The sequence below is a fragment of the Fusibacter sp. genome (assembly GCF_057447755.1).
Window position 1 is genome coordinate 1 of record NZ_JBVBZF010000005.1, and the last position, 21,891, is coordinate 21,891.

Consider the following 21,891-nt stretch of genomic DNA (forward strand, 5'->3'; position numbering starts at 1 on the left):
TATGATTGTATAGTTACCGACACCTAAATCAACAACACTTGAAATCTGGAATCTATCAAATCCAGTTGCCGCAGGAGTACCAGCAGTACCGTCAATGATAAAATTCAATTCTCTCATTTTTAATTGAGCGGTCTTAATAGACCTAGATCTTTCTTTCATAGATGCTCCTTTAACCCTTGGGAGGGAAAAATAAAGGGGAGCTAGGCTCCCCTAATTATTAAACTGCAAGGTTCTTCAGTAGACCGTGAGCTGTAGGAGTAATGAAGTTCTCATAGTACCCACCATAGCGAGCATTGTAAGCATCTTCATCAGTCTTACGTAGGAACACGGTTCCATCATCATCAAACCATCCAAATCCCGGTCTGTGATGTCTCTCAATGTAATTATCATTGAGAAAATAGATTCTATCATCTTCACAGAATCTATCAACAAAGATACCAATTGGTCCACGGGTAGACATAAATTCTACGCCTTGGAAGCTCAAGTTACCCTTGATATTTCTATTTGGAAGGTTATAAACCTTTTGATCCTCAAGAAGAGCAAGGATATTTTGGAATTGAGCATATGAAGTAATAATCAAGTTAGGAGCTTTTCCAAACTTTTTCTCAACATTCAACATGGCTTTGTTCATTTTATCAACGTTAATACCAGCTCCACCTTCATCAGAAATGTAGGATTGCCATCTTCGTTGAACTGTAATGTTGTAAAGAGTACCAGAAGATACGTTAACAACACCATCAAGACCAACAGGCTCAGAAAGATATGATCTTTGCATACAGAAACCAGAAGTTGTAAGCATAGGACCAACACCTGCAAGAGCGGCAAGAACAGCAGATGTACCAACAAGACTTACTGTGTTAGCTGATGGATCAACAGCAACAACTTCTAATAAGTTAGTAGTAGCTGTACCACCTTCAGCGGTGCCACCCAAGTTATCACCAGCATTCATACCAGTTACAACTTGAATATGATCTTTTTCCTCAAAGTTGGCTTCTTTCCAACCACCTTGAGTACCAGCAGCTCTGATTTTTACTACATAAGGGTTAGCTGTTGAACCAGCACCAGTTACGTTAGTAGCACCATCGCCACGACCAAGAATACCTGTACCATCACCAAAAAGAATACGAGAGTCGTTTCTCATGTATGATTCAACAGTCTTCTTAACCGTTTCTTTTGTTGCCTGAACAAATGCCCCAGCAGAGTCTTTTGAAGCTTTGATAGCCTCTCTTTCGATCTCACAAGTTGCGTAGACCTTTTTAGAGGTTATGATAGCTCCTTGATAATCACCAGCATTTGATACAGGCAATAATGAAGCACCAACACCACCACTAAAAGAAAGAGGAGTTGCTACAAATCGCTGCTTACCAGTGAAATCGTATCTTTTTCGAATACGACCATTGCAAACGTTAGCACTGTTGTACATGTTTTCAGATTTTTTGTAATAGTTGATTTTAAACAGATTTGTCTGATCTGTTAGGTTAAATTGTGCCATATCACACGCTCCTTAATGTTAAATGTCAAAATCATCAAAGGATTCGATATGATCAGGAGTTTTGTTTTCCTTGTATTTCATACCTTTTCCCGGTTGTTGATAATCATTTCCGACTTTTTCGTTTAATTTATCGATATCGTCGTCAATGGTTTCAACTTCAAATCCAAGCATTTTGGCTGCGATTGAAAAGGCATCTTCGTCTGAAATTTGCGGTCTTTTTCGCATGACATTAGCAGTTTCAGTAATCAAAGAGTCCATTTCATCATCACTTAAATCGTCTTCAAAGTTTGGGATAACAAAATCTTCAGCTCGTTTAAAAAATGGAAGCATAGCACCATAATTTATAACTTGCTCAGGTTTTATATCCTCTTCCTTGTAGCCCAATTTAATTAGCTCATCATGAGCTTGGACATACTGCTCCTCACTAACACCCTGCGATTCCCTTAGCTTGTCTATCCGAACAACGAGTTCCCTTTGGGCTTGCTCTTGTTTGGCAGATTCCGCTTTGGCTGCCTGATTGTTATTGATTGCATCGAGTTTCTTCTTAGTCCAGTACAAATCTTTCTCTGTCTGATCCATATCAGACATTTCTGAGATCTGACCTTCCATATAGTCGAAGATCCTCTTACTATAAGTATTCACATCACGCCCGGTCATGTCAAGCAAATAATAAAGAGCATCCAATGGATCTCCATCTTCTTTGTCAAGCATTCCAGCAATTTTAGTAAGATGACCTATGAGTACATTTTTTTCATCTTGAAGTTTTAATGACTTATCTTCAGCTAATTGAGTTTTTTCCTTGGCCGTTTCAATTTCTTCAGTCCATGCCTTTTTACCAGAATAATTATCTCTCAACTCCTGAAGAGTCACAAACTCATTTTTACCTTTAACTTTTGTTTTAATCGTAGCATCTAAAGAGATATCGATCAATTTATCTCCATCTCTAACTTTAAGAGGTTTTCCTGATGTTTTAGTTTCAGAGCTTTTTCCATCTTCGCTTTTCTTTTCTTCTTCGCTAGATTTATCCTTCTCGCCATCAGTGCTTTTTTTCTCTTCGCCTTCTTCTTTCTTTCCATCATTCTTGTCTTCGACATCTGATTTCTTATCTTTTTCATCATCTCCACCTTTTTTTTCTGATCCATCTTGTTCATCTAATAACTGAACTTGACTATCTTTTGATTTTTCATCATTTTGATATACGTTGTTTTCAAATGTATCCATTGATGGATCTTTTATGATGTCTTCTTCACTTAGTGTTGGCTTGTCACCCTGTGGTAGTTCGATAACTTCTGTGTCGTCAAATGATTCAATACTTTGTGCAGCTCCGCTCATTGTTCTTCTCCTGTTTTATTCATTGATTTAATATTTTTAGTATCTACCCCACTTTCACTTTGAGGTTCAACTGGTTGAGGTAATAACATAGATAATGGTTCTGGGAGAGTAAATATAACTGGATATGACTTAACTTGAAGAAGCTCCATTAAAAACGCCTGATTCTTAGTGGCCTTATCGTACATAAGTAATTCAAGTGTCATCAAGTACTGAAGAATTCTTTCTTTTATACCACCTGGTGTTTTCATTTTAAACGATATTGTCTGAACCGCTTTCCCAAATATTGAGTAATAAACTAAAAGATTATCATATGGTTCAGGTTCAGGAACACTCTCGCCTTCAATAAGCATTTCTAAAATCTGCTTAGCTGAATCAACTGCAACCGTTGCTTCATCCTTGAATGCGTCATCAAGCCCTAAGTCTAACATTTTAATAATTTCTTCTTTCTTAAAAACAGGATCTTTCTGAGTAGCAATATTTAAGTCAACAATTGTTGATATACGACCTGTCTTTGTATCAGGAAGAGCAGAGCTATTCTGAAGTCTTATATCAGCAACCATGGAAAAGTTTGCCTTCTTGACAGACTTAATTATATATTCGTTATTTCTTCCAAGCTTCTTGACTGTCCTTTCATCAGATTCTTTGTAGAACTGTGCCATCCTATATAACATCATTCTATAAACAGCAAGGACTCTAACTTTACGCCTCTGCTCTTCTGTCATATTACGCTGAGATTCTTGTTCATCTAGAAATCTCAATGCAGAGTTTGCAGTAACACCTTGAGGAACCTCTCCTCTGGTTATGTCATATACCTTAGAATGTTTGGCTATTTTTCTTTCAAGTCTATCTTGAACAGTAAACGATTGCTCTGATACTGGATTACCCTGAACAAGCTTAGGAGCTATTGCTCCCCTAAATTCCATAAGTGTAAATTCATTATTGTAATGATGAATCTTACAAGCACCTTTAGGGGCCACCCATTTCGGAGCAGAACCTATACCAAGATCTCGTGCCTGAGCTGATTGGATATTATTATAATATCTTTGCATCTGCTCGATATCACCAATAAAACTTCTAGGCCATAGCTCTCCATATATACGACCATCACCATCCCAAACAAATGGTAGTCTTCCATCATCGTATGGGAAGTTTCTCATCTCAAGAATAACGTCATCAGTATAGATAATATGAGCACCTTCAGGAAGATACTTAGTTTTCTTATGATAGAAATGCCTAACCATAACTTCATCTTCTGGTCTTGATATTTCCATCAATTCAAAATCATATCGCTCTCTTTTATTCTGTTGTATTTCATCCTCTAGGTGTGGGTAGTCTGCCTTAAGCTGATGGATATTAACCCATTCTATATAATCAAAATGGTTAACATCGCACCATTTACGCTTATTAATTTCAGGAAATACTCTATCGGGACCATAGTTGACAACATCAACATCACCAACATGAATCGGTCCAGTTTTCTTAAGTTTTCTCTTATACTTACTAGGTAAATCATTCCCATACATCTCATTAAGTTTTCTGTATGATGGATGAAGTGGTCCAGCATCTGGGTTCCACAAAACAAACTGAAATACGATTCCATAAACATACTTAATCATATCAGCATCTTGATGAATTATTTCAAGATCTATTTCTTCACTTCTGGCATCAAGCAAAAGCTTGCAACCCTTAACGTTATTGATGTCTGATTGTTCATCGTGAGCAGGTATTAAAGCAATATTGGCCCTGAATCGTGCCATTTGCGAGACTTTGGTGTCAACCATCTCCTTAACGAAATTAACCGTGTGACGGGGCTTACGTTCGGTGTACTCAATGTCTCTGTCACTGTTACGAACATCACTGAATCTCCAGTGAATCCCCTTATAGAGTGCGTGATGCCTTCTATATGTGATAAATCTAGATCGAGATGCGTGTTCGAGTATTTCGAAGTTACTATTAAGCCAGTCGAGTGTTTTTTCTTTGTCATTTGGATCGTCCCTGAATTGAAATGGTTTCAGTTCACTGGTAAGTCCCATCTGTTCCGTACTATTAAAATCGTCAAATGATTCTGTGCTCATTATTATTTCCTTAGTTTCAATTTAAGAACTCTTCGACCTTCACTCATTGCAATTGCCTTGGCCTGAGCAGGATTGGTGACAATTTCTCCAGATCCACCAGAATGAAGTTTTCCAGCATAATATTCTCTCATAACACGAGATATCTTCTTCTTAGCATGTGGATCTGTCAGATTCTCTTTCATACTTGCTCCTCTTCTACATCAGGATACATGTCTCTGAATTGCTTCAGATATTCACGATCCTTTTTAGTTAGTTCATTCCCTAGGTCGTCATCATGTAATTGAGTGGTAGGTTCAGATTCATCAGATGGACTATCAATAGGCATCCATTGTAGCTGATGAGTAGACTTCTCCATTCCAACAACTCTAGCGTATGCCATAAAAGAAAAAATGGCAGTAACACTACATAGGATAATTGAAAGTAGCGATAAAACCAAGCAAATGGTGTCAATAGTTCTCATATAGCATTCCCTCCTGTCTAAAATGTTTTGCTAAATCACTATCTGGAGTCTCAAACCTCCGATTATTCTTATTATCAATATATTCTTGGAACAACATGTCATAATGTGATTCATTGAATATATAACGCTCACAGTCTAATAAGTGGTCATTAATTTTCGGTATCTTGCCTTTATCATCCTTGGCATAGTTAACCTTCTCTTTGATAAAATTCTGACATCTATCTGAAATAAGGTACATCTCTGGTTCAAGCATTACGTCCTTAATTAAACTCAATTTAGCTTCTTTTTTCTTGACATCTTTAGTACACGGCATAAGGGCAACATCGTCATAGTGAGCATGTACTTCGTTGGCAAACCAAGTGGCAGCGTTATCATATATCTGATTCCAATCATCTCTGAAAAAATGGAGTTCATCCATCTTCACCTCGGCCTGATCGTAAATTATCTTAGTGGTCATCCTAATCTGCTCAGTTTCATAAACTTCATCTAAAAAGCAAATCTGCTTAGTATGCCTATTGATGGCAACAAATAAAACAGCAAATGTGGTTGCAGATCCAGCATCAAAGCAAACATACCAATCCCAATCTCTAGGTCTTGCTGAGATGATGGAGAGTATTTCAAAGTGAGGTCTAACATGTTCTGTTCTACCTTCGTATTTATCTGTTTCGAAATTCTTACTAGGATATTTAAGCATAGGAAAAATTTGCTTACTTGTGTCTGGAACGATTTCACATTCGTATTCTCTAAGATAAACGTGAAGCTCTCCCTTCCTTGTAAGGGCCTCTTTTTCTGCCTTCAGCTTAGGACAATCACGACCTCCATAGACATGCGGATTGGTCCAGCTAGGTCGTTTAAAATAAGCGTGCCCCGGCTTAATCATAAACTCCTGCTCAGTCCTACAGTAATAGTTATCTTCATTATCTGGAGGAGTACCAATAATCATGATACGACCATTGAGATCCATTAAGTTAGGACGGGCAGCTCTATCATAACGAGGATCATGATTTTTAAATTCATCATAAACGATAAACACAGGACCAAGACCATCTGCTTTCTTCCAGTTCTTAGCGCCGTCAACCTTCAACATAGAGTTGTTATCAAGTCTAACATACATCTCAGACTCATTAACCTTACGAACCCACTGATCCTGAAGCCTATTCCCTGCCTTCTTCCTTCTGACGAAATCCTCTTGCGATTCATTCTTCTGTATCCTAAACGATGTGAAGAACTCAGGAAGTCTCCTGTTGTCCCAACAGATATCACGGGCATGGTCCTTCTCATCTGCTACGTAATAACATTCTGAATTGGGGAACAGCTTGGCAAACATATACATGCAATAAATAGCAAGTTCAGTCTTCCCGAACTTACGACCACACCTAAGAAAAACACCAATAAGCCAATATATAAAGAAGGAAGTAGCAACAGGTACTTGTCCATCATGTGGCATCCATACCTGATGCATCTGCCTTTCTATGCTTTCTTGATGCTTAAGAAATTCCTTCTTATTCATCTGACTGTGATTGCTCCACTGATGGATCTGCTGCGAACATAGGACCGCCAGTAGCTACACTAAATCCAGTAAAGAATAAAGAGTGCTTCTTAGCGAACTCCTTACATAAAGCACCTTGGTCAACAGCTTCCTTAGTTGACTTGAGCGCTTCAAGAAGGTCAGCATAGTCCTTATCAATAGTATCAAGCTCCTCTAGTTCATCTTCAGACATATCGGCATCTTCAGATGGATTACTGTCTTCAGATTGATCGGCATCTTCAGATGGATCGGATTGATCGGATTGGTGGTCTTCATTGCTCATCATTGCCGATTGATCTTGGGAATCTAATTGGATTCCTTCTTCTAATGTCATCGGCCGTTCTTGCAGGTGTTCTTGGTTCATTTGTTCTTCCATCTGATATCTCCTTGGTTGATGGTTTATTTGTTATATCTTCAAATTCAGCATCTACTATTTTACTTGCATTTTCAATCTCTCTGAGACTAAATCCTTGTTCAACTGAAATAATATCAGTTGACTCTCCACGCTCAAGTCTACCTATCTTATCCAATTTACTGATAATATCTACTGCCTTACCCATATCATCAAGCTCAAGAATCTCTTTTTTTTCAGCTAATTTGTGAGCTGACTCGGCAACCTTCTTGGCGAGACATGCCTCTGCTGAAGAGAGGATATATGACTTGACCTTCTGATAGGTTACAAAAGATCCGGGCTGCATTTGTTTTCTTTCCTGATACCAACAGTTGGGATCATGACCAGTTTTATCTGGACCAAATATCTGTATGCCTAAATCGTTAATTGGAATATCCAACTCTTCTGCTATGTCTACGACGGAGATATCCGAGAAGTACATGTGCTTTGCTCGGATTAAAATATCGGTGCTATGAGTCATAGTATTTCCATATTGAAAAAAAATATTGATGTGGGATATAGGCGGTACATCTCTCTCCTCTGCCCTTTAGGGGGGGGGGTCAATTTTCCCCGTTTTCGTTGCCACTAAGGCGCTTCGCATTACTGATTGTATCATTATTTTAGCCACGGTGGAATTGGAATTGGCTTATCAGGTTCTACGGGCGCTATCTTTTCCTTTATTGCGTTTATCATTCCCTTAGATTCTATCACCTCATTAGGTATCTGCAATTGATTACAGTATTGATTAAGTATCTCTGTGCTCAATTCATGAAGGTTCACGAGATTGATATCTTCTATACTGAAATTCTCCTCTTTATTTTGTAACTGACTAACTATCTCGATTTTACGCTCTATCTCGTCGGCTATCATTTTACTGATTATTTTTCTTCTTGAATAAAGTAGGTCTACCATAAGCGTCATATTTGCTGATGCGTTTAATTCTGTTAGTCCCTCGAAAAATTCTCTCGTTTTTTTTGGTATTCTAATTACCACTGTGTTCTCTTTTTTTGTGCTCATATTTTCCCATAAATTCCTTGTTACAATTTGTAACATTATGTTCTTTTTTCACTTTTTTCAAGTTTTTTCTGTTACCTGGTGTAACAAAAATGTTACAAATTGTATACAGCGCACAGATATAACAGTTAACAGTTAAAATACACTTTTTACCCATTTTTATAACATATTGGAATTATATATATTATACTATGCGTCATTAACCTTGGATTAATTCTGTATTATTAGAGTTACTGTGAACGTACTCAAAAACACAATTTGTAACATTTGTTGACTTTTGACATAAATTATTATTTACTTCGCTTGAGGAACAACACAATAAATAACTAGGAGTTAATGAAATGAAGACTAAAGAGATGACGATACCTGAATTAAGAAGAGAATACTACTTAGTAAGACCAGACGGTCATTGGTTCGATAGAGATTCAGAGAATTTTTTCGGTACTCAATATCACGGCAATGCAATAGTTAAAAAGAATGTGGCAGTCTTTGTTACTAGTGAATTTACTTCATTTGATAAAAAGAATAGAGCATTTAATGTGAGGGCCTTTGATCTTGACGACGGCACGATGGAAACTATCGGAGAGTTTGCAGTCATGACTAAAAATGAGGCGCATGAACTGAAAAGGAAGTATCTCAATGAGCTTTAAAGATAAATCAATAAGAATAGATGACTGGTCCGGTAATTTACTTTATATCGGTCCATACGACGATGACGAGGCAGTCAATAAGGTGCTCGATGCTAACCGTTGCAATCAGTGTGAGAATTACGCAGATGGTATGTGCGCCTATTGTGATGATACTGGTTACATTGGAGACTTTGAAGTCTCATGGGTGGATGAAGAGAATAATAGATATAACGTGTATGAGTATATTAATTATTAAGGAGTAACTATAATGCGAGTCATTCACATGAAGACGATAGGCAATCACATGTACCTATCTAATGGAACTACTTATAACATTAGAACTAATCAGAAGATTAAGCCTTGGATGCATTTTGGTAGGTGTCTAGCTATGCCTTATCTTAAGCAATGGAGTTACCGAGGTCTTAAGCGTAGGAAGGTTATGACCCATGTGGAAATATGGGAAGTATTCAACAATAGATCAGTAGCTAATGGAATGGTTATTGATCATATTAACGGTGACAGACTAGACTGCGCTCTGTGGAATTTAAGAGAAGTTACGCCAGTAATTAACAATAAGAATAGAGGAGGTATGCATGGCAAGCAACACAACGACTAGAAATACAACGGCTAGCAATACAAATGAACTTAAGCACATTAGAGAATTCCTATTACTCGTAGCTACTGAATTGGGCTTAGAGCTACAATACTATGACTTAGTGTACGAACATGAACAACCAACAACCGAGGAGAGTAGAAATGAGATTAACTAATTCAATGAGAGATTCGATTATTAACCAAGAAGTCAACAACAAGTATCATGACAAGCGTAATGAAGCAGAGAAGAAGTTCAGAGACGCTATCGAGGAGTTAGCGAAGAAGGCGGTTGCTGCTGGTCCTAAGATACCACAAGAATTGATTGATTCTAACTATATCCGGCTAACTGATAGTGCTAGAATTGAGTATTCTTGTGGTGAAAAAGATAACTATTATCAGTTATACAACTATTACCCTGCCAACATTAATGGAAATAAAATTGAGATTAAAGCAACTAAAACCGTTGAGAAACTTAGGGATAAGTTGAGAAGCATAAGAGAAGAGAGGATTAAATTTAAAAGAAGTCTTAAACAGATTCTTTATGCCTTTACTACAGATAAGCAAGTCGTTGCTGCTATTCCTGAATTTAAACACTATTTTGCTAATCAGCAGAAGGCACAATCAATGGCTGTAATTCCAGCAGAACAGATTAATAGCATACGTAAACAATTGGTCAAACCAAAAGGAGAATAGAAATGAATTTAAAGCAATTAACCAAAAGAATTAGTTTAATCAACAAGCGCAACCTTAATCAAGAAGATGTCAAAGAAGTATTAGAATGCTTCATGAACATAACTAAGGTGCAAGTAAGAGAAAATGATAACGTTAGGATAAGAGGATTCGGAACGTTCCACGCAGTAGATAGGAGATCGAGACGAGGAGTTAATCCAGCTACTGGTGAGAACATGATCATAGAGGGTAAGAAGGTTATTAAGTTCAGAGCATCAGAAAATTTAACTAAATTCGTTAACTAAGGGGAAAGCAATGAGCAGAAAAGAATTCAAGCACATAGGCGAATTAATCCGCAGGAATAGATTAAGCAAGGGAATATCTCAGGATGACATGGCAGCGGCCCTAGGCCTTAAGAAAGGACAAGCAATCAGCAACATAGAAAGGGGCATTGCTGGTTTTCCACGCAAGTATTTACATCAGCTACCTGATCTGATAGGAGTCGGTAGACAAGAAATTGTAGCCGCTATGATTGCTGACTACAGAGAAAGAATAGAACGTAAACTTTATCTAGGAGGAGACAAATGAGATTATCGGCACTAATTATTTTAATTGCACTTAGCTCTTGTGGCAAAGATAGTGACATGGTAGTCATTAGTGAACAACTTATCTGTAATCGATTCGGTTATGGATACGGAGAAGAAGTTAAATGTAACTCTAAGCACTTTTCTTGTGTCACTACAATCAGAAACAACGAAACGAGATGCACATTCAGTGCTGATAGAAACGAGGTGGAATAATGGATAAAGACCATTTAAAAGTAGGCATGATTATAGAATGTCATAACCCTGATCTGGACAGAGAGATTTTATTCATAGGAGAAGAGACCTATGTCTATAAAGATAAAAACGGAGAATGTTATGCAGATCTCGGTAATTTAGGATTACAAGGGTGGGAACCGAAGAAACCTAAACCAAAACTAATCGGGCGGCTGTATATAGATGCTAGAGACGGAGAGATAATGTTTAGGTCTATTGTTGAAAGATTGTATAACCATCATAGGCCAATAACAATCAACGAAAAAGGCGAAGTCTTTGAGGTAGAAGAATGAAGACAAGACTTGATAAGCATGGGAAATTAGAGTGTGATATGAGAAGGCAGTGGGGGCGATAAATGACACCAAAATGGTTTTATAGGAAATATGGTAAAGCAATTTATGGAGACAAGAACCCTCCAGACGATCAGGTGGCTGCCGGAGTTGCCACGCTTTTTACATGCATTTTTTTATATGGATTTATCATAGGTAGAACATGGTATGGAATTTATAAGGCTAATAATCCATCTGAATGTCACGTAAAATCTATAGCAGATATTATCGTGGCACCATTTTATGCATTAGGATGTAATATCGGAAAGGATAGGTGGAATAAAAGCTTAATTATTGGAGAATAGGATGACCAAATTCGTTGAGGCAGCTTTAGAATATCCAGACAATTTAGAGGCAGCTACTTGGAGGCTTTTTATAAATTTAAACACTGGAAACATAGGGGGACGATATGTCTGATAAAGAAGTATTAATTGAGACTAATGCAAGAAATGAATATGAGGAACGCCAAGATGAATTTTTCAATGAAATAATGGGAAAAATGGAAGACACTTTTGGTTTTGAAGATATCGTTATTATCACTCAAAAAGATAATAAGGTAGGTGTTCACGGAAATAGCAGTAGAGAAAAATCTAAAGCTATTGTAAAGTTCATGGCAAATGAAATCCTTTAACCAAGCCTACAACGATGGAAGCTATGACGAGTGGCGAACCAAGGACACAAGAGGCGATAAAGACGAAGAATTAAACCAAATGAAGAATTTAACACAGAAGACTATTTGTCGAGGCTTTAAATGACTAAAAAAGAATTCATAGAGAGCTTTAATGAGTGGTTTAATCCGTTTGATGAGAAAATGGCAACTAGCAAAGTTGAAGCTGTTCGCGCTGCCTGGGACTATCAACAATCAAAAATCGAAAAGCTCGAACAAGCCGTGGAGATACTAAGGGAGAGCAATGGGTATTACAAAGAATATAAAAACTGGACATGCTCACAAATAGACGCACCATTAAATGAATCTTTTATATTGAATGATACGACTAGAAAACCTCATAGCGTCGCAATAGTAGGCGGCAAACGCGCTCGCGAAGCAGAGAGAAGGGTAAAGGAGATATTGGATGAGTGAGATATGGTTAACTTCTGATAATCATTTTGGACATGAAAACATTATTAAATATTGTAAGCGCCCATTTAAAAATGCAAACGTCATGAACAAGATGATGATAGATTTATGGAACATAACAGTAGATAAGGGTGATACTGTTTATATCCTTGGGGACTTCACGTTAGTTCGTAATTTTGAACAGATTAAAAACTGGACCGGGAAACTAAACGGGACCAAGCATTTAATCCTTGGTAACCATGATGAACTCAAACCTTTTAGATATATTGATTGCGGTTTTGCATCAGTACACACCTCTTTATTGGTTGATGGTTTCTACATGGCACACGACCCCGCAGTTAAAACAGCTCTACCCAAAGACTCAGTGCTGTTACATGGTCATGTGCATTGTTTATGGCGAGACGAGCTAAATAAAGGGCTTATTAATGTCGGCGTGGATGTTTGGGAATATAAACCCGTAAATATTAAAAAACTTAAGGAGTTGTTGGATGGGCATAGAAAAGGATGAGATTCGCAAGCTGAAACAACAACTCTCCGAAGCTAAAGAGCTAGTAAAAGAGTTACGTCATTTCCTAGTTCTAAGGTATCCAGAATATGAAGATAACTATAATAAAGTGATGGTGAAAGTAAAGGAACTATTGGATGAATAATAATCTACCTAACAGGCCTTGTACCAACAGTAATGAGTATGAATATAAATCAGAAGATATGGTTAGGGATGAAATAGTTGGCTTATCTATATTATATATAGAAAAAAACAACGGCAAAATGCCAGACAAAAAACAGATAAAAGAATGGATTAAACGATGCCTAGAGGCAACGAACAAGGAGAAGTAAAAATGAATGTAGACAAAGAATATCAATGCTTTTTAGAAGAGAGATTAAGAGATCAAGTAGATTATCATAAAATAGATCGTAATAAATTGGTTTTGCTGATGATGGAAATAGCTAAAACTTGTGCATCTTTTGGAATAGCACCAAAAGAATCAGAAGCGTATATAACTGCCTCAAATGACGTAATACAGGCGATTGAAAAATTTGTTGACAATAGATCAACAAAGAAATAAATTACTTTCGAGGTAGGTATGATTTATCTTTACACTGATGGTGCTTGTAGACCGAATCCCGGAAAGGGAGGAGCAGGAATAGTCCTTAGCTACAAGAAACATATTCTCAAAATAGCAATTAAATTAAAAAAGGAATGCACTAATAATATTGCTGAACTTTTTGCTATATTAGAAGGCCTTAAAGCGATAAAAGACAAAGACATGCCAGTGACAATATTCAGTGATAGTAAATATTGTATTTCTGTTTGCACTGGCGTATTTAAGGCAAGAAAGAATAAGCATCTAGTGGATGAAATTATTAAACTAATTAATCAGCATAAGTCTGTTAGATTTGTATGGATTAAGGCGCATTCTGGACATGAGCTTAATGATACTGCTGATGAGCTGGCCGGTAAAGCAATCACAATGACCGATAGTAGAAAAGAAATAAGAGAAATAAGACAAAGGACCAGAAATAACTTTCATTAACTTTTTTTCTGTTGTGTGTATAGGGAGGTTTGGTCCACCTCCCTATTTTTTAAAAAACAAATGGCGGTTAACAAATAATTAAATATCAATATGGGCAATTGGTTTTTATGGGGAGTTCGCCGCCGCTCCCCAATTTTTGGAGGAAATTATGGACACAAGTATCTTTATAGAGTTTATAGGAAGAAACCTAATATTACTGTATGGGATAATGTGGTTATCAGCAATATTCTTAATTCTAATTTTTTTCAGAGGAGCAAAATAAATGAGAGAAGCTTACGAAATTTGTGGTGGTAATACTTTTAAAATAAAAGAAGACCTTAAGGCACACAGATGCAAAGAGAATTCACAAAATAAAACGTGGACAACTCAACCGTTAACAAAGCACGATACCAGATATAAAATGCTTAAAAGTCTTACTTCTGCAGTAGGCGCTGAAATGTATCCAGTATCATCTAATAATATTCAGAAAATATTAAGAGGAGAGGAGTGATGTTTATGAAACTATGGAGAAGAATAAAAAAATGGTGGAACAAAAGGCCAATAGACAGGGAAATTTCCGACGATTATCATCAACCAGTTGGTCATCCAACAGCTTACAAGGTGTGGTATCCTAAAGCTGAGAAGATTAATGAAACTGAGGATATCTGGATGAAAACTCGATATGAATTTGAAGATGGTTATCCTGAAGGTTTGGTTGTCCATTGGCCGTCGGGGTGGATGCTTCCGAAGGGAGTTTTTTCTTCAGTATTCCCATTAATTAATCCGCTTAGGATTTTATATAATATGAGCGGTAAGGGTATATATGCTGGTAAGGAGTCTGAAAGAATTGCTAGAAAGTATGCCATTCAAACAGCTCAAGGTGCCGAAGACAGAGGACATTGTTATTTAGTCATGGACGTTTTTGGTAAAATTTATCAGAGTAGACCAATCAACAAAGGTGGATACCACGCAGGAAAATCCTACTGGAAAGGAATTGGTTACAACGTATCAAGAAAGCTCATAGGTATTGAAATAGAGAACCCCGGAAGCCTTAAAAAGAAAGGCGATAAATACTTAACATGGTTTGGTCAAGAAATTCCAGAAAGACTTGTTAGATTAGATGAAAAAGGAAGGCCGTATTGCATGTACACAGCAGATCAGGAATCTGCTTTAGAAACATTCTGTATATGGCTGTACAACAACTCTCCTAAAAAAAATAAAGAGAAGATACTAAAAATTAAAAACATCGTAGGACATGATGAAGTTGCTCCAAATAGGAAAGATGACCCAGGAGCCTCATTGTCAATGACTATGGAGAACTTTAGAAAAATGTTAACAGGTGAAGAATATGAAACCAGAAACGGTAAAAAGAATAATCGATTGCTTTAATTCAATCGATAAAAAGAGCACAGAAGAGGACGAAAAATATCTTAGGGTGAAGGCATACGATGAAGGTTCGGTTATTTTCACCTATAGATATTCAACTATATGCAATATTTTTATCAAGGAGGTTTTAGAGGATTGTATGATTCATGTTGATAAGCTAGAGCATGTCAAGGCACTCTATAAGGAGTTTAAGGGTTCTGATGTTCCGTTTAGTGAGTTTAAGAAGCTGACGACACCTTATACGAATCCCAAAAAGAACACGGATGAACAAATGCAACGTGCTTTCATGTCTAAAAAGAAAACCATCACATTTGACTTTAAGCTTTTAGAATCTCTCTATAAGAGTATGAAAGACAAGTCAACCATTATCAGAATAGATCTTACTGACAGAAATAATGAAATTCTGGTATCAAATGTTTCTGGCGACATCTCATTAATGGGTTTACATAATCCTTAGAAGATGTAGGGGGATATTTCGATGTATGTCGATGTCCCCCTCTTTTCTACTTTAATAATATTCCGCTCAACCAATTCAGCTATTAGAGCATTAGACTGCTCTTTATTTCCGAAATACTTATTATGTGATCTTGATAGCTTGTAGGTGGTAGTTCCGCTCTCTATGATGCCTGCTCTCATCATATATACGACATCTGAGAGGCCATATACACTGTCTCTAGGAAAGAGGTTCCTAATATGGGTAATCTGCCTGTCCATGATATACAGAGCGCTCCTGAACGATTCTAGGCTTATCTCCTTAACGAATACACCATCATTTTTGATGAACTCAATCAATGAGGCTATTTTGACTATTTTCCCGGTGAACTTGCCCCAGAATGCACCAATTGCGTCATTTCCTTCAGAAAAGCTCATATTATTTACTCTTGACTCGAATTCCATATATTCTTCATAAGCCAAGTAATGTGAACCAATAGGTGCATCAGATTTCTCTGCTTCATAGGCCTTGTAGAATATTTCATAAGCTTTGTAGTATTTATCATGGTCGAATTCAACATCAATTGCTTCAACTGCTTTATTACTTTCATTTGAGATGATAAATGGACGTTGCCAGAATCCATCATCGTTTTTGCCATTGTAAATATCAAGGACATGTTTTCTGAATATTGATGGTTGAATGGCCCCGTAGAGTGAGGCACAGGCAGTATCAATAAATACATCTCCAGAGTTTTTAGTCTGATAACTAGCTGAACCAAGTCCGTCCCAACTATCCATGATAATTTGACGTTGAGTTTCGTACCCTTTCTTACTGAACTGGCCAATCAATTCAGCAAGCTCATTATATGCGAACATAATTCCATCTTGATTTTGTTGCATAAGAATCAAAAGCTTTTCAGTAGTAGCTGACTTGACAACTAACTGCTTTCTTGGCTCAATTTCTATCGAATCTTTGAGAGCATCTATTTTCATTTGAGTTTCTAATATATATTCCTTATTGTCGTTACTATCTATAGCGATAACTGCTTCTTCTTTTAGTCGTTTTTCAAGCTCAGCTATTTGAGGTTCTACCACTTCTTGAAGTCTGACTATTTCTTTTTTCTTCTTTTCATAGTCATCATTTATTTTCTTTTGTAGCTTTCTCATTGGCTCGCTAAGAAGTCTCAATAATTGAGTTTTTCTAGTTCCTGACCTTGCTATATAGACTGACCATATATTATGTGCCTCTCTCCATTCTTTATTTTGTTTTTTCCATTGAATTATTCTCTTGTTCCCTATCACAGCACTTAGTTCAGTAAGCAGAAGAAAGAAGCAAGCTTCATAAGGAAGTGAATTCGATTCAGCAGCGTCCTTGACTAGCTCTCTCCATGCCGGAGGAACCACATTGAGATCAAACGGAGGAAGTATGCTATTATTACTGTCTGGAAGAATAGGATGAGCCCATCCCTCATTTACAACTGAAAGATCAATTATTGGCTCATTTTTTAGTGTAAGAGGAACTTCACATTGAGCTATCGGTTTTTTGGCATTATTGTTTTTCAGTTGATTAATATACCAATAGTAGCAGTTTATTTCTGGACTAGCTGTATATCTAACTTTAGTTTTGAACACCATATTGTCTATACCATTTCTTTCCAGATCTTCTTTGATGAGTATCTTTACTGCCTCTGTTGGATCTATTAATTGTCTCTGAAGTTGCGCTATTCTCTTCCTTGCATGATTATATCTCCCTTCAGTTTCTTCCTTATCTAGGTCGATACTACCCGGTCTTACACTGTGAACAATCTGAGAAGGTGTTTGTCCATCCAGTGTGAGCTTTATTGCCGTTAGGATATCTTCATCGAGAACTGGTAGATCATCAATTACTGGATACTCTCCATCATTGTAGTTAGAGAGCCAAGAATAGCTTAGCTTTTCTCCATTCTGATAACAGGTATGAATAGACGGAGGAACAGCTATCTGTGCTCCAGACACAAATATATCGACAGCATTTCCTATCTTAGTTTTGGTGATATTCAGAATAGGGTCATTGGGGAATTCTCTGAGCTTGAACAGATACTTACCGCCCCTTTTTGGATTTCCTATTATACTAGGAGAATTGGCAGGCATAATGGCCTTCAACCTTCTATTTAGTTCAGGGTCTTCCGTGTCGATATCAACACAACCTAAATTAGACGCTTCTCCACAACAGATTCCAACACCACTAACAGTACCAATTATATTCCATGAATCTATTTCTTCATCTGTTGGTAGTTCATCACAGTATTTACTCCAACCAGAAATTGCAGGAATCTTTCCGCTTTTGATGTCTTCATCCTTCACTAACCTAAGTGGAATGAATGAATACTTATATTTATTTACAATATCTTTTATATATTCTTTGAGTGAATCGTTTCTGCTGCCCATATTTTTATTCTCTCCAAAGGTTTGAGCTGATCTAAAATAGGTGATTTGTCATCTAATAGAATATAGATACCACCGGCCTCTTTTATAACCCTCTCCATTATTTTTTGTCCTGCTCTTTGCCTGTCCTTTCCAACTTTTATCTCTATTCCTACAAATATTCCGAAATATATTCCTGCCAAGTCTGGAAATCCTTCGTTGCCGTAGGTAATAACTATTAATTTCTTCAGTGCTTGAGTTATAGAGTTTGTCTTCTTGTACTCTTGAAGCGCTTCTTTCACTGAAAATTTTGCATAGGCTTGACCATTATCAAATACCCATAGCCTAATTCCAGAATATTCCTTTTGAGCAACTAGCATTACTTTGTTTTGTCTTTGTGTATGCTTACTCAACTGTCCTCTCCAATATTTCTACCAACGTAAATGGCCCATATTTTTCATATGCCTCTATTTGATCTTTTTCAGCTTCTGCAAAGCTAGTCCTAACTCTCCAAACAATTGGCTTTATCCCATCTGATACAATAACAATAAATACCTTCAGCTTCATTGCATACCCTTATTGATCAGTGCCATAGAATAATTTTTCATTGCTTCAATAAGTGTTGAGCCGTTACCTCTTGCTGTTTTATGTTGTTGTCCTGTCCAGTGAATCGATGATACCTCGAAAACAGTGCGATAATGCTTATCCTTACTATTATACTGTTTGAACATTTTCAAGTCCATCATCATTATATCGTCGTTGTTATTTGCCCAATTGAACATTCCAGTTATTTGATTAGACTCTTCTTGGCTGATTTCTTGCTTTATTATTTTTTTATCCATTTCAAAACTCCATATTTATATACTTACCTAACTCTTTGCATTTTTGTATTCCGTATTTTTCCTGCATTTTGTGCCATAACCATTTATCTTTGAATTGTATTTTTTTGTTTCTATGTGCAATATTTTTTAGCTTATGGTAATCACTTATAAACGAACTTTTTATGAGAGCACTCTTCTCTTCCTCACTCATCTGATACTCAATCAGATCTCCATCTTTTTCAGCGATTGATCTTTCTCTTTTAGGATTTACGTATCCACAATTGGGGCACGCTTTGAGAGATGGTTCGTAAACGAAATGACATTGTTTGCATCTTCTGATTCCAACTGATTCTTCGTCGGACTCCATTGCTCTCTTCTTTTTTGGTTTTCCAAGTTCTGCCTCTCTAATTCGATAAGCTGTTCCATGGCGTATTGTGTTTCCAGCATTGTCAATAATAATGCAATTTGCTTTTCCAACATGAGGAGCGGTCCTGAGTCCTCTTCCGATAGACTGAAGATGCCAGATAAGTGATTGAGTCGGTCTACATATTTGGATTGCTGCGACTTCGGGGACATCAAGGCCTGTAGAGAATATGTTAACGTTTGTGAGAACTTGTAAGTCTCCTCTAACAAGCCGACTAAGAAGTTGATCTCTGTCTCTAGAGTTGGTATTAGCATCTGCATGTTCTGTTCTAATTCCTGCTTCGTTGAATGCTTCACGTATAATCTTGCTATGTTCAACATTGACAGCAAATAAGATTGTAGGCCTTCCCTGAGCATAGAGTTTCCAATCTCTGACGAAATCTCCAATAATTTCTTTTCTAGAGCTGACCTCAAATAACTCTGATTCATTGAATACTCCTCTTGATATTGTCACATTACTGACATCTATAATGTTTGGTACAAATGTTCTCTCAGGAACTAAATAACCTCTATCTCTAAGCTCATGTGCCTCGATAGGTTTTACAATGGCACTCCAGAATGAGTTATCAGAAAAAGGTGTTGCCGTAAATCCAATTTTTGGCATACCGGGATATGAGTGGAAAAACTTAGCGTACTTTCTTGCCCTTGGTGTACAATCATGACACTCATCTATAATTATGCAGACCCTATTTTTATCAGCATGTGGATATAAAGATCTGGCATCTAATGTATCAATTGAGCATATCTGAACTTTTTCATTTGGTCTAAAACGATAGTGTCCTGCCATATGAACACCATGAGGAATTTTCCATTTATCCATATGCGCAGAGGCTTGCTTTATAAGCTCCCTTCTCTTTACTGAAAAAACCACATGAGCACCGCCATTTACAATGTCATCTATGATTGAAGAAAATATAACAGATTTGCCTCCACCAGTTTGCAACCAGAATAGATTTTCCAATATGCCAGAGCTGATATTGCGATAAAGCTGTTCCTTACCTTCTTGTTGGTAGTCCCTAAGTTCGGTCATACAAGATCTTTTATAGTCACTTGTTTGTCTGTAATTTTTTCAATCTTCAGAGCTATTTTGATGCTAGGCTTTCTTTTCCCATTACAGTAGTAAAATAGTGAAGTATGGTGAATTTTGAGCTTTTCAGCGATTTCTCGATAAGTTTTGCCATTTCTTTTCATCCAAGTCTTTAATTTCATGAAAAATTCCCTTTTGTTGACTTTTCCCTGTTGACAAGTATTATGAATGAGAATAGTCTCAGTGTCAACAAGGAGAGTAGGAAATGAACATTTATGAACAGTACCTAAAAGCAAAAGCTGAACTAGATACAGCTAAAAAGAATCTAGAAGAACTTCAAATCGCACTTTATAACAAATTCTCTGAAAAACTTAACTTCGATACTGGAACTTTTATGACGGAAGATAGCGGATTTAAGGTTAGCATTGTTAAAAAAGAAACCGTAACTGTCGATCAAGCATTAGCCTCCGTAGTCGGTGTTGGTTTCGATGCTAAATATTCTCTCAGTAAAAAGAAATACAAATTACTGTCAGATCAGGATAAGCATCGAGTTGATGAATGTCTTACGACTAAGCCAGCTAAGCCATCATTTAAAGTAGAGAAGTTGTAATGATTATCACCAAACCGAATCCTGTGCGAAAAGGTGCTCATAAATGCAACATCTGTGGAATGAGAACTGATAGAAAATGGAAGAATACTATAGTTTGTAAAAATTGTTATGAAAATGCCAAAGAAAAAAGAGGCGGCTCAACAGTTAGAAACTATTTAGCCATTAAGGGGAATATATGAAAATCCAACAAGCAACAGCAGAAGGTGATCATCACGTGTATGGATTAATACCGGGAAAGCCGGGTGTGGGAAAGACAACACAGGCAACGACCTTTCCAATTCAAGAGACACTTATAGTCTCAGTTGAAGATGGATTGCTATCTATTAAAGGATCTAATTATGCCTTTACCAACATTACTGGTTATGATGACTTGATTGACATATTAGCCAATATTAGAAAGACAGCTCCATGGTGTAAGTACCTCTACATTGATTCATTAACTGAGATATATGACGTACTTAAGCATGAAGTCAGAGGGAAATTTACAGCAAAACAAAATTATGCCAAGCATGAGGAAATTATTGATAAAATGCTTCATTCAATTCGTCTTGCTAGACAATTACCGATAAATGTCTTTTTCACTTGTCACACCAAGGAAGATAAGGATGGTTTATCAATCGTTCAGAACCTAAACTTTGATGGAAAACTTCCTGAGATGGTTCTTAAGCAATTTGACCTATCTTTTCATTTAGATGTTGTTGACAATTCAAATGGACAAAAGGTAAGAGCATTTGTTACAAATCCTCTAATTAGTAAAATAGCTAAGGGAAGATTAAGTCCTTGGATGAATGTCACACTAGAAGATTACGAAGAACCTAATCTATATAAACTTACCCAAAAATTATTGGGCAAACAATAGGAGAAAT

The 21,891-nt window shown here is 36.9% G+C and carries 38 protein-coding genes; 23 read left to right on the forward strand and 15 right to left on the reverse strand.

Translation table 11 applies throughout. From position 1 onward, the window contains the following. Nucleotides 1-217: 217 nt before the first annotated feature. From AC220I_RS03505 to AC220I_RS03545, 9 genes are all read right to left on the reverse strand, one after another. A complete protein-coding gene (locus AC220I_RS03505) occupies nt 218-1,492 on the reverse strand; it encodes a phage major capsid protein (protein ID WP_486722434.1) in 1,275 nt (424 codons plus the stop codon). A gap of 18 nt (nt 1,493-1,510) precedes the next feature. Beyond that, complete coding sequence (locus AC220I_RS03510; protein ID WP_486722435.1) at nt 1,511-2,824, reverse strand: hypothetical protein; 1,314 nt, start codon at nt 2,822-2,824, stop codon at nt 1,511-1,513. Further along, a complete protein-coding gene (locus AC220I_RS03515) occupies nt 2,821-4,899 on the reverse strand; it encodes a hypothetical protein (RefSeq protein ID WP_486722436.1) in 2,079 nt (692 codons plus the stop codon). Before AC220I_RS03515 ends, AC220I_RS03510 begins: the two co-directional genes overlap by 4 nt. A gap of 2 nt (nt 4,900-4,901) precedes the next feature. Then, a complete protein-coding gene (locus tag AC220I_RS03520; RefSeq protein WP_486722437.1) occupies nt 4,902-5,081 on the reverse strand; it encodes a DUF6496 domain-containing protein in 180 nt (59 codons plus the stop codon). Then, entirely contained in the window at nt 5,078-5,359 is a 282-nt protein-coding gene (locus AC220I_RS03525; RefSeq protein WP_486722438.1) for a hypothetical protein, read from the reverse strand. Before AC220I_RS03525 ends, AC220I_RS03520 begins: the two co-directional genes overlap by 4 nt. Continuing rightward, on the reverse strand, nt 5,346-6,869 hold the full coding sequence (locus tag AC220I_RS03530) for a hypothetical protein (protein ID WP_486722439.1): 1,524 nt from the start codon (nt 6,867-6,869) through the stop codon (nt 5,346-5,348). Before AC220I_RS03530 ends, AC220I_RS03525 begins: the two co-directional genes overlap by 14 nt. After that, a complete protein-coding gene (locus AC220I_RS03535) occupies nt 6,862-7,173 on the reverse strand; it encodes a hypothetical protein (protein ID WP_486722440.1) in 312 nt (103 codons plus the stop codon). The genes AC220I_RS03530 and AC220I_RS03535 overlap by 8 nt, the downstream gene beginning before the upstream one ends. After that, complete coding sequence (locus AC220I_RS03540) at nt 7,160-7,759, reverse strand: hypothetical protein (protein WP_486722441.1); 600 nt, start codon at nt 7,757-7,759, stop codon at nt 7,160-7,162. The genes AC220I_RS03535 and AC220I_RS03540 overlap by 14 nt, the downstream gene beginning before the upstream one ends. Nucleotides 7,760-7,893: 134 nt before the next feature. Continuing rightward, nucleotides 7,894-8,295: a hypothetical protein gene (locus AC220I_RS03545; RefSeq protein WP_486722442.1), complete on the reverse strand. Its 402-nt coding sequence runs from the start codon at nt 8,293-8,295 to the stop codon at nt 7,894-7,896. A gap of 338 nt (nt 8,296-8,633) precedes the next feature. Between AC220I_RS03545 and AC220I_RS03550 the strand changes: the two genes are divergently transcribed. The 21 genes from AC220I_RS03550 (at nt 8,634) to AC220I_RS03650 (ending at nt 15,766) form a co-directional block, all read left to right on the forward strand. After that, complete coding sequence (locus AC220I_RS03550) at nt 8,634-8,942, forward strand: DUF7447 family protein (RefSeq protein WP_486722443.1); 309 nt, start codon at nt 8,634-8,636, stop codon at nt 8,940-8,942. Then, nucleotides 8,932-9,177: a hypothetical protein gene (locus AC220I_RS03555; RefSeq protein WP_486722444.1), complete on the forward strand. Its 246-nt coding sequence runs from the start codon at nt 8,932-8,934 to the stop codon at nt 9,175-9,177. The genes AC220I_RS03550 and AC220I_RS03555 overlap by 11 nt, the downstream gene beginning before the upstream one ends. Nucleotides 9,178-9,360: 183 nt before the next feature. Further along, nucleotides 9,361-9,537: an HNH endonuclease gene (locus AC220I_RS03560; protein WP_486722445.1), complete on the forward strand. Its 177-nt coding sequence runs from the start codon at nt 9,361-9,363 to the stop codon at nt 9,535-9,537. Further along, nucleotides 9,515-9,691 (forward strand): hypothetical protein, encoded by a 177-nt coding sequence (locus AC220I_RS03565; protein ID WP_486722446.1) that lies wholly within the window; start codon nt 9,515-9,517, stop codon nt 9,689-9,691. The genes AC220I_RS03560 and AC220I_RS03565 overlap by 23 nt, the downstream gene beginning before the upstream one ends. Beyond that, nucleotides 9,678-10,208 (forward strand): Nmad5 family putative nucleotide modification protein, encoded by a 531-nt coding sequence (locus tag AC220I_RS03570; protein ID WP_486722447.1) that lies wholly within the window; start codon nt 9,678-9,680, stop codon nt 10,206-10,208. The genes AC220I_RS03565 and AC220I_RS03570 overlap by 14 nt, the downstream gene beginning before the upstream one ends. A 2-nt stretch (nt 10,209-10,210) precedes the next feature. Then, nucleotides 10,211-10,489, forward strand: a complete 279-nt coding sequence (locus AC220I_RS03575) for an HU family DNA-binding protein (RefSeq protein ID WP_486722448.1) — start codon at nt 10,211-10,213, stop codon at nt 10,487-10,489. A 10-nt stretch (nt 10,490-10,499) separates the two neighbouring features. Further along, complete coding sequence (locus tag AC220I_RS03580; protein WP_486722449.1) at nt 10,500-10,772, forward strand: helix-turn-helix domain-containing protein; 273 nt, start codon at nt 10,500-10,502, stop codon at nt 10,770-10,772. Beyond that, complete coding sequence (locus AC220I_RS03585) at nt 10,769-10,984, forward strand: hypothetical protein (RefSeq protein WP_486722450.1); 216 nt, start codon at nt 10,769-10,771, stop codon at nt 10,982-10,984. Before AC220I_RS03580 ends, AC220I_RS03585 begins: the two co-directional genes overlap by 4 nt. Then, nucleotides 10,984-11,295 (forward strand): hypothetical protein, encoded by a 312-nt coding sequence (locus tag AC220I_RS03590; RefSeq protein ID WP_486722451.1) that lies wholly within the window; start codon nt 10,984-10,986, stop codon nt 11,293-11,295. Before AC220I_RS03585 ends, AC220I_RS03590 begins: the two co-directional genes overlap by 1 nt. A gap of 62 nt (nt 11,296-11,357) precedes the next feature. Then, nucleotides 11,358-11,636 carry a hypothetical protein gene (locus AC220I_RS03595; RefSeq protein ID WP_486722452.1) on the forward strand — a complete coding sequence of 93 codons (279 nt, stop codon included), beginning with the start codon at nt 11,358-11,360 and terminating at the stop codon, nt 11,634-11,636. Nucleotides 11,637-11,740: 104 nt separating this feature from the next. Next, nucleotides 11,741-11,962, forward strand: a complete 222-nt coding sequence (locus AC220I_RS03600) for a hypothetical protein (RefSeq protein WP_486722453.1) — start codon at nt 11,741-11,743, stop codon at nt 11,960-11,962. Beyond that, on the forward strand, nt 11,949-12,086 hold the full coding sequence (locus AC220I_RS03605) for a hypothetical protein (protein ID WP_486722454.1): 138 nt from the start codon (nt 11,949-11,951) through the stop codon (nt 12,084-12,086). The genes AC220I_RS03600 and AC220I_RS03605 overlap by 14 nt, the downstream gene beginning before the upstream one ends. Further along, nucleotides 12,083-12,412: a hypothetical protein gene (locus tag AC220I_RS03610; protein WP_486722455.1), complete on the forward strand. Its 330-nt coding sequence runs from the start codon at nt 12,083-12,085 to the stop codon at nt 12,410-12,412. Before AC220I_RS03605 ends, AC220I_RS03610 begins: the two co-directional genes overlap by 4 nt. After that, entirely contained in the window at nt 12,405-12,917 is a 513-nt protein-coding gene (locus AC220I_RS03615) for a hypothetical protein (RefSeq protein WP_486722456.1), read from the forward strand. Before AC220I_RS03610 ends, AC220I_RS03615 begins: the two co-directional genes overlap by 8 nt. Beyond that, nucleotides 12,898-13,059, forward strand: a complete 162-nt coding sequence (locus tag AC220I_RS03620) for a hypothetical protein (RefSeq protein WP_486722457.1) — start codon at nt 12,898-12,900, stop codon at nt 13,057-13,059. The genes AC220I_RS03615 and AC220I_RS03620 overlap by 20 nt, the downstream gene beginning before the upstream one ends. After that, nucleotides 13,052-13,246 carry a hypothetical protein gene (locus AC220I_RS03625; protein ID WP_486722458.1) on the forward strand — a complete coding sequence of 65 codons (195 nt, stop codon included), beginning with the start codon at nt 13,052-13,054 and terminating at the stop codon, nt 13,244-13,246. The genes AC220I_RS03620 and AC220I_RS03625 overlap by 8 nt, the downstream gene beginning before the upstream one ends. A gap of 2 nt (nt 13,247-13,248) precedes the next feature. After that, complete coding sequence (locus tag AC220I_RS03630; RefSeq protein ID WP_486722459.1) at nt 13,249-13,476, forward strand: hypothetical protein; 228 nt, start codon at nt 13,249-13,251, stop codon at nt 13,474-13,476. Nucleotides 13,477-13,494: 18 nt separating this feature from the next. Further along, nucleotides 13,495-13,944: an RNase H family protein gene (locus AC220I_RS03635; RefSeq protein ID WP_486722460.1), complete on the forward strand. Its 450-nt coding sequence runs from the start codon at nt 13,495-13,497 to the stop codon at nt 13,942-13,944. A gap of 262 nt (nt 13,945-14,206) precedes the next feature. Then, nucleotides 14,207-14,434, forward strand: coding sequence for a hypothetical protein (locus tag AC220I_RS03640; protein WP_486722461.1), 228 nt, complete (start codon nt 14,207-14,209; stop codon nt 14,432-14,434). A gap of 5 nt (nt 14,435-14,439) precedes the next feature. Beyond that, entirely contained in the window at nt 14,440-15,312 is an 873-nt protein-coding gene (locus tag AC220I_RS03645; RefSeq protein WP_486722462.1) for an N-acetylmuramoyl-L-alanine amidase, read from the forward strand. Then, complete coding sequence (locus tag AC220I_RS03650; RefSeq protein WP_486722463.1) at nt 15,272-15,766, forward strand: hypothetical protein; 495 nt, start codon at nt 15,272-15,274, stop codon at nt 15,764-15,766. The genes AC220I_RS03645 and AC220I_RS03650 overlap by 41 nt, the downstream gene beginning before the upstream one ends. Here AC220I_RS03650 and AC220I_RS03655 read toward each other — a convergent pair. The 6 genes from AC220I_RS03655 to AC220I_RS03680 are packed head-to-tail and all read right to left on the reverse strand — an operon-like array spanning nt 15,763 to nt 20,597. Beyond that, nucleotides 15,763-18,168: a DUF3987 domain-containing protein gene (locus AC220I_RS03655; RefSeq protein WP_486722464.1), complete on the reverse strand. Its 2,406-nt coding sequence runs from the start codon at nt 18,166-18,168 to the stop codon at nt 15,763-15,765. The genes AC220I_RS03650 and AC220I_RS03655 overlap by 4 nt on opposite strands. After that, the gene (locus AC220I_RS03660) at nt 18,132-18,557 is read right to left on the reverse strand and encodes a VRR-NUC domain-containing protein (protein ID WP_486722465.1); all 426 of its coding nucleotides are present in this window, start codon (nt 18,555-18,557) and stop codon (nt 18,132-18,134) included. The genes AC220I_RS03655 and AC220I_RS03660 overlap by 37 nt, the downstream gene beginning before the upstream one ends. Continuing rightward, nucleotides 18,550-18,711, reverse strand: coding sequence for a hypothetical protein (locus AC220I_RS03665; protein ID WP_486722466.1), 162 nt, complete (start codon nt 18,709-18,711; stop codon nt 18,550-18,552). Before AC220I_RS03665 ends, AC220I_RS03660 begins: the two co-directional genes overlap by 8 nt. Then, complete coding sequence (locus AC220I_RS03670; protein WP_486722467.1) at nt 18,708-18,986, reverse strand: hypothetical protein; 279 nt, start codon at nt 18,984-18,986, stop codon at nt 18,708-18,710. Before AC220I_RS03670 ends, AC220I_RS03665 begins: the two co-directional genes overlap by 4 nt. Nucleotide 18,987: 1 nt before the next feature. Beyond that, the gene (locus AC220I_RS03675) at nt 18,988-20,418 is read right to left on the reverse strand and encodes a DEAD/DEAH box helicase (protein WP_486722468.1); all 1,431 of its coding nucleotides are present in this window, start codon (nt 20,416-20,418) and stop codon (nt 18,988-18,990) included. Next, entirely contained in the window at nt 20,415-20,597 is a 183-nt protein-coding gene (locus tag AC220I_RS03680) for a helix-turn-helix domain-containing protein (protein WP_486722469.1), read from the reverse strand. The genes AC220I_RS03675 and AC220I_RS03680 overlap by 4 nt, the downstream gene beginning before the upstream one ends. 83 nt (nt 20,598-20,680) lie before the next feature. On the opposite strand from AC220I_RS03680, the gene AC220I_RS03685 reads away from it, so the two are divergent. Continuing rightward, entirely contained in the window at nt 20,681-21,025 is a 345-nt protein-coding gene (locus tag AC220I_RS03685) for a DUF7173 family protein (protein WP_486722470.1), read from the forward strand. 175 nt (nt 21,026-21,200) lie between these two features. After that, nucleotides 21,201-21,884, forward strand: a complete 684-nt coding sequence (locus AC220I_RS03690) for an AAA family ATPase (protein ID WP_486722471.1) — start codon at nt 21,201-21,203, stop codon at nt 21,882-21,884. Nucleotides 21,885-21,891 lie beyond the last annotated feature (7 nt).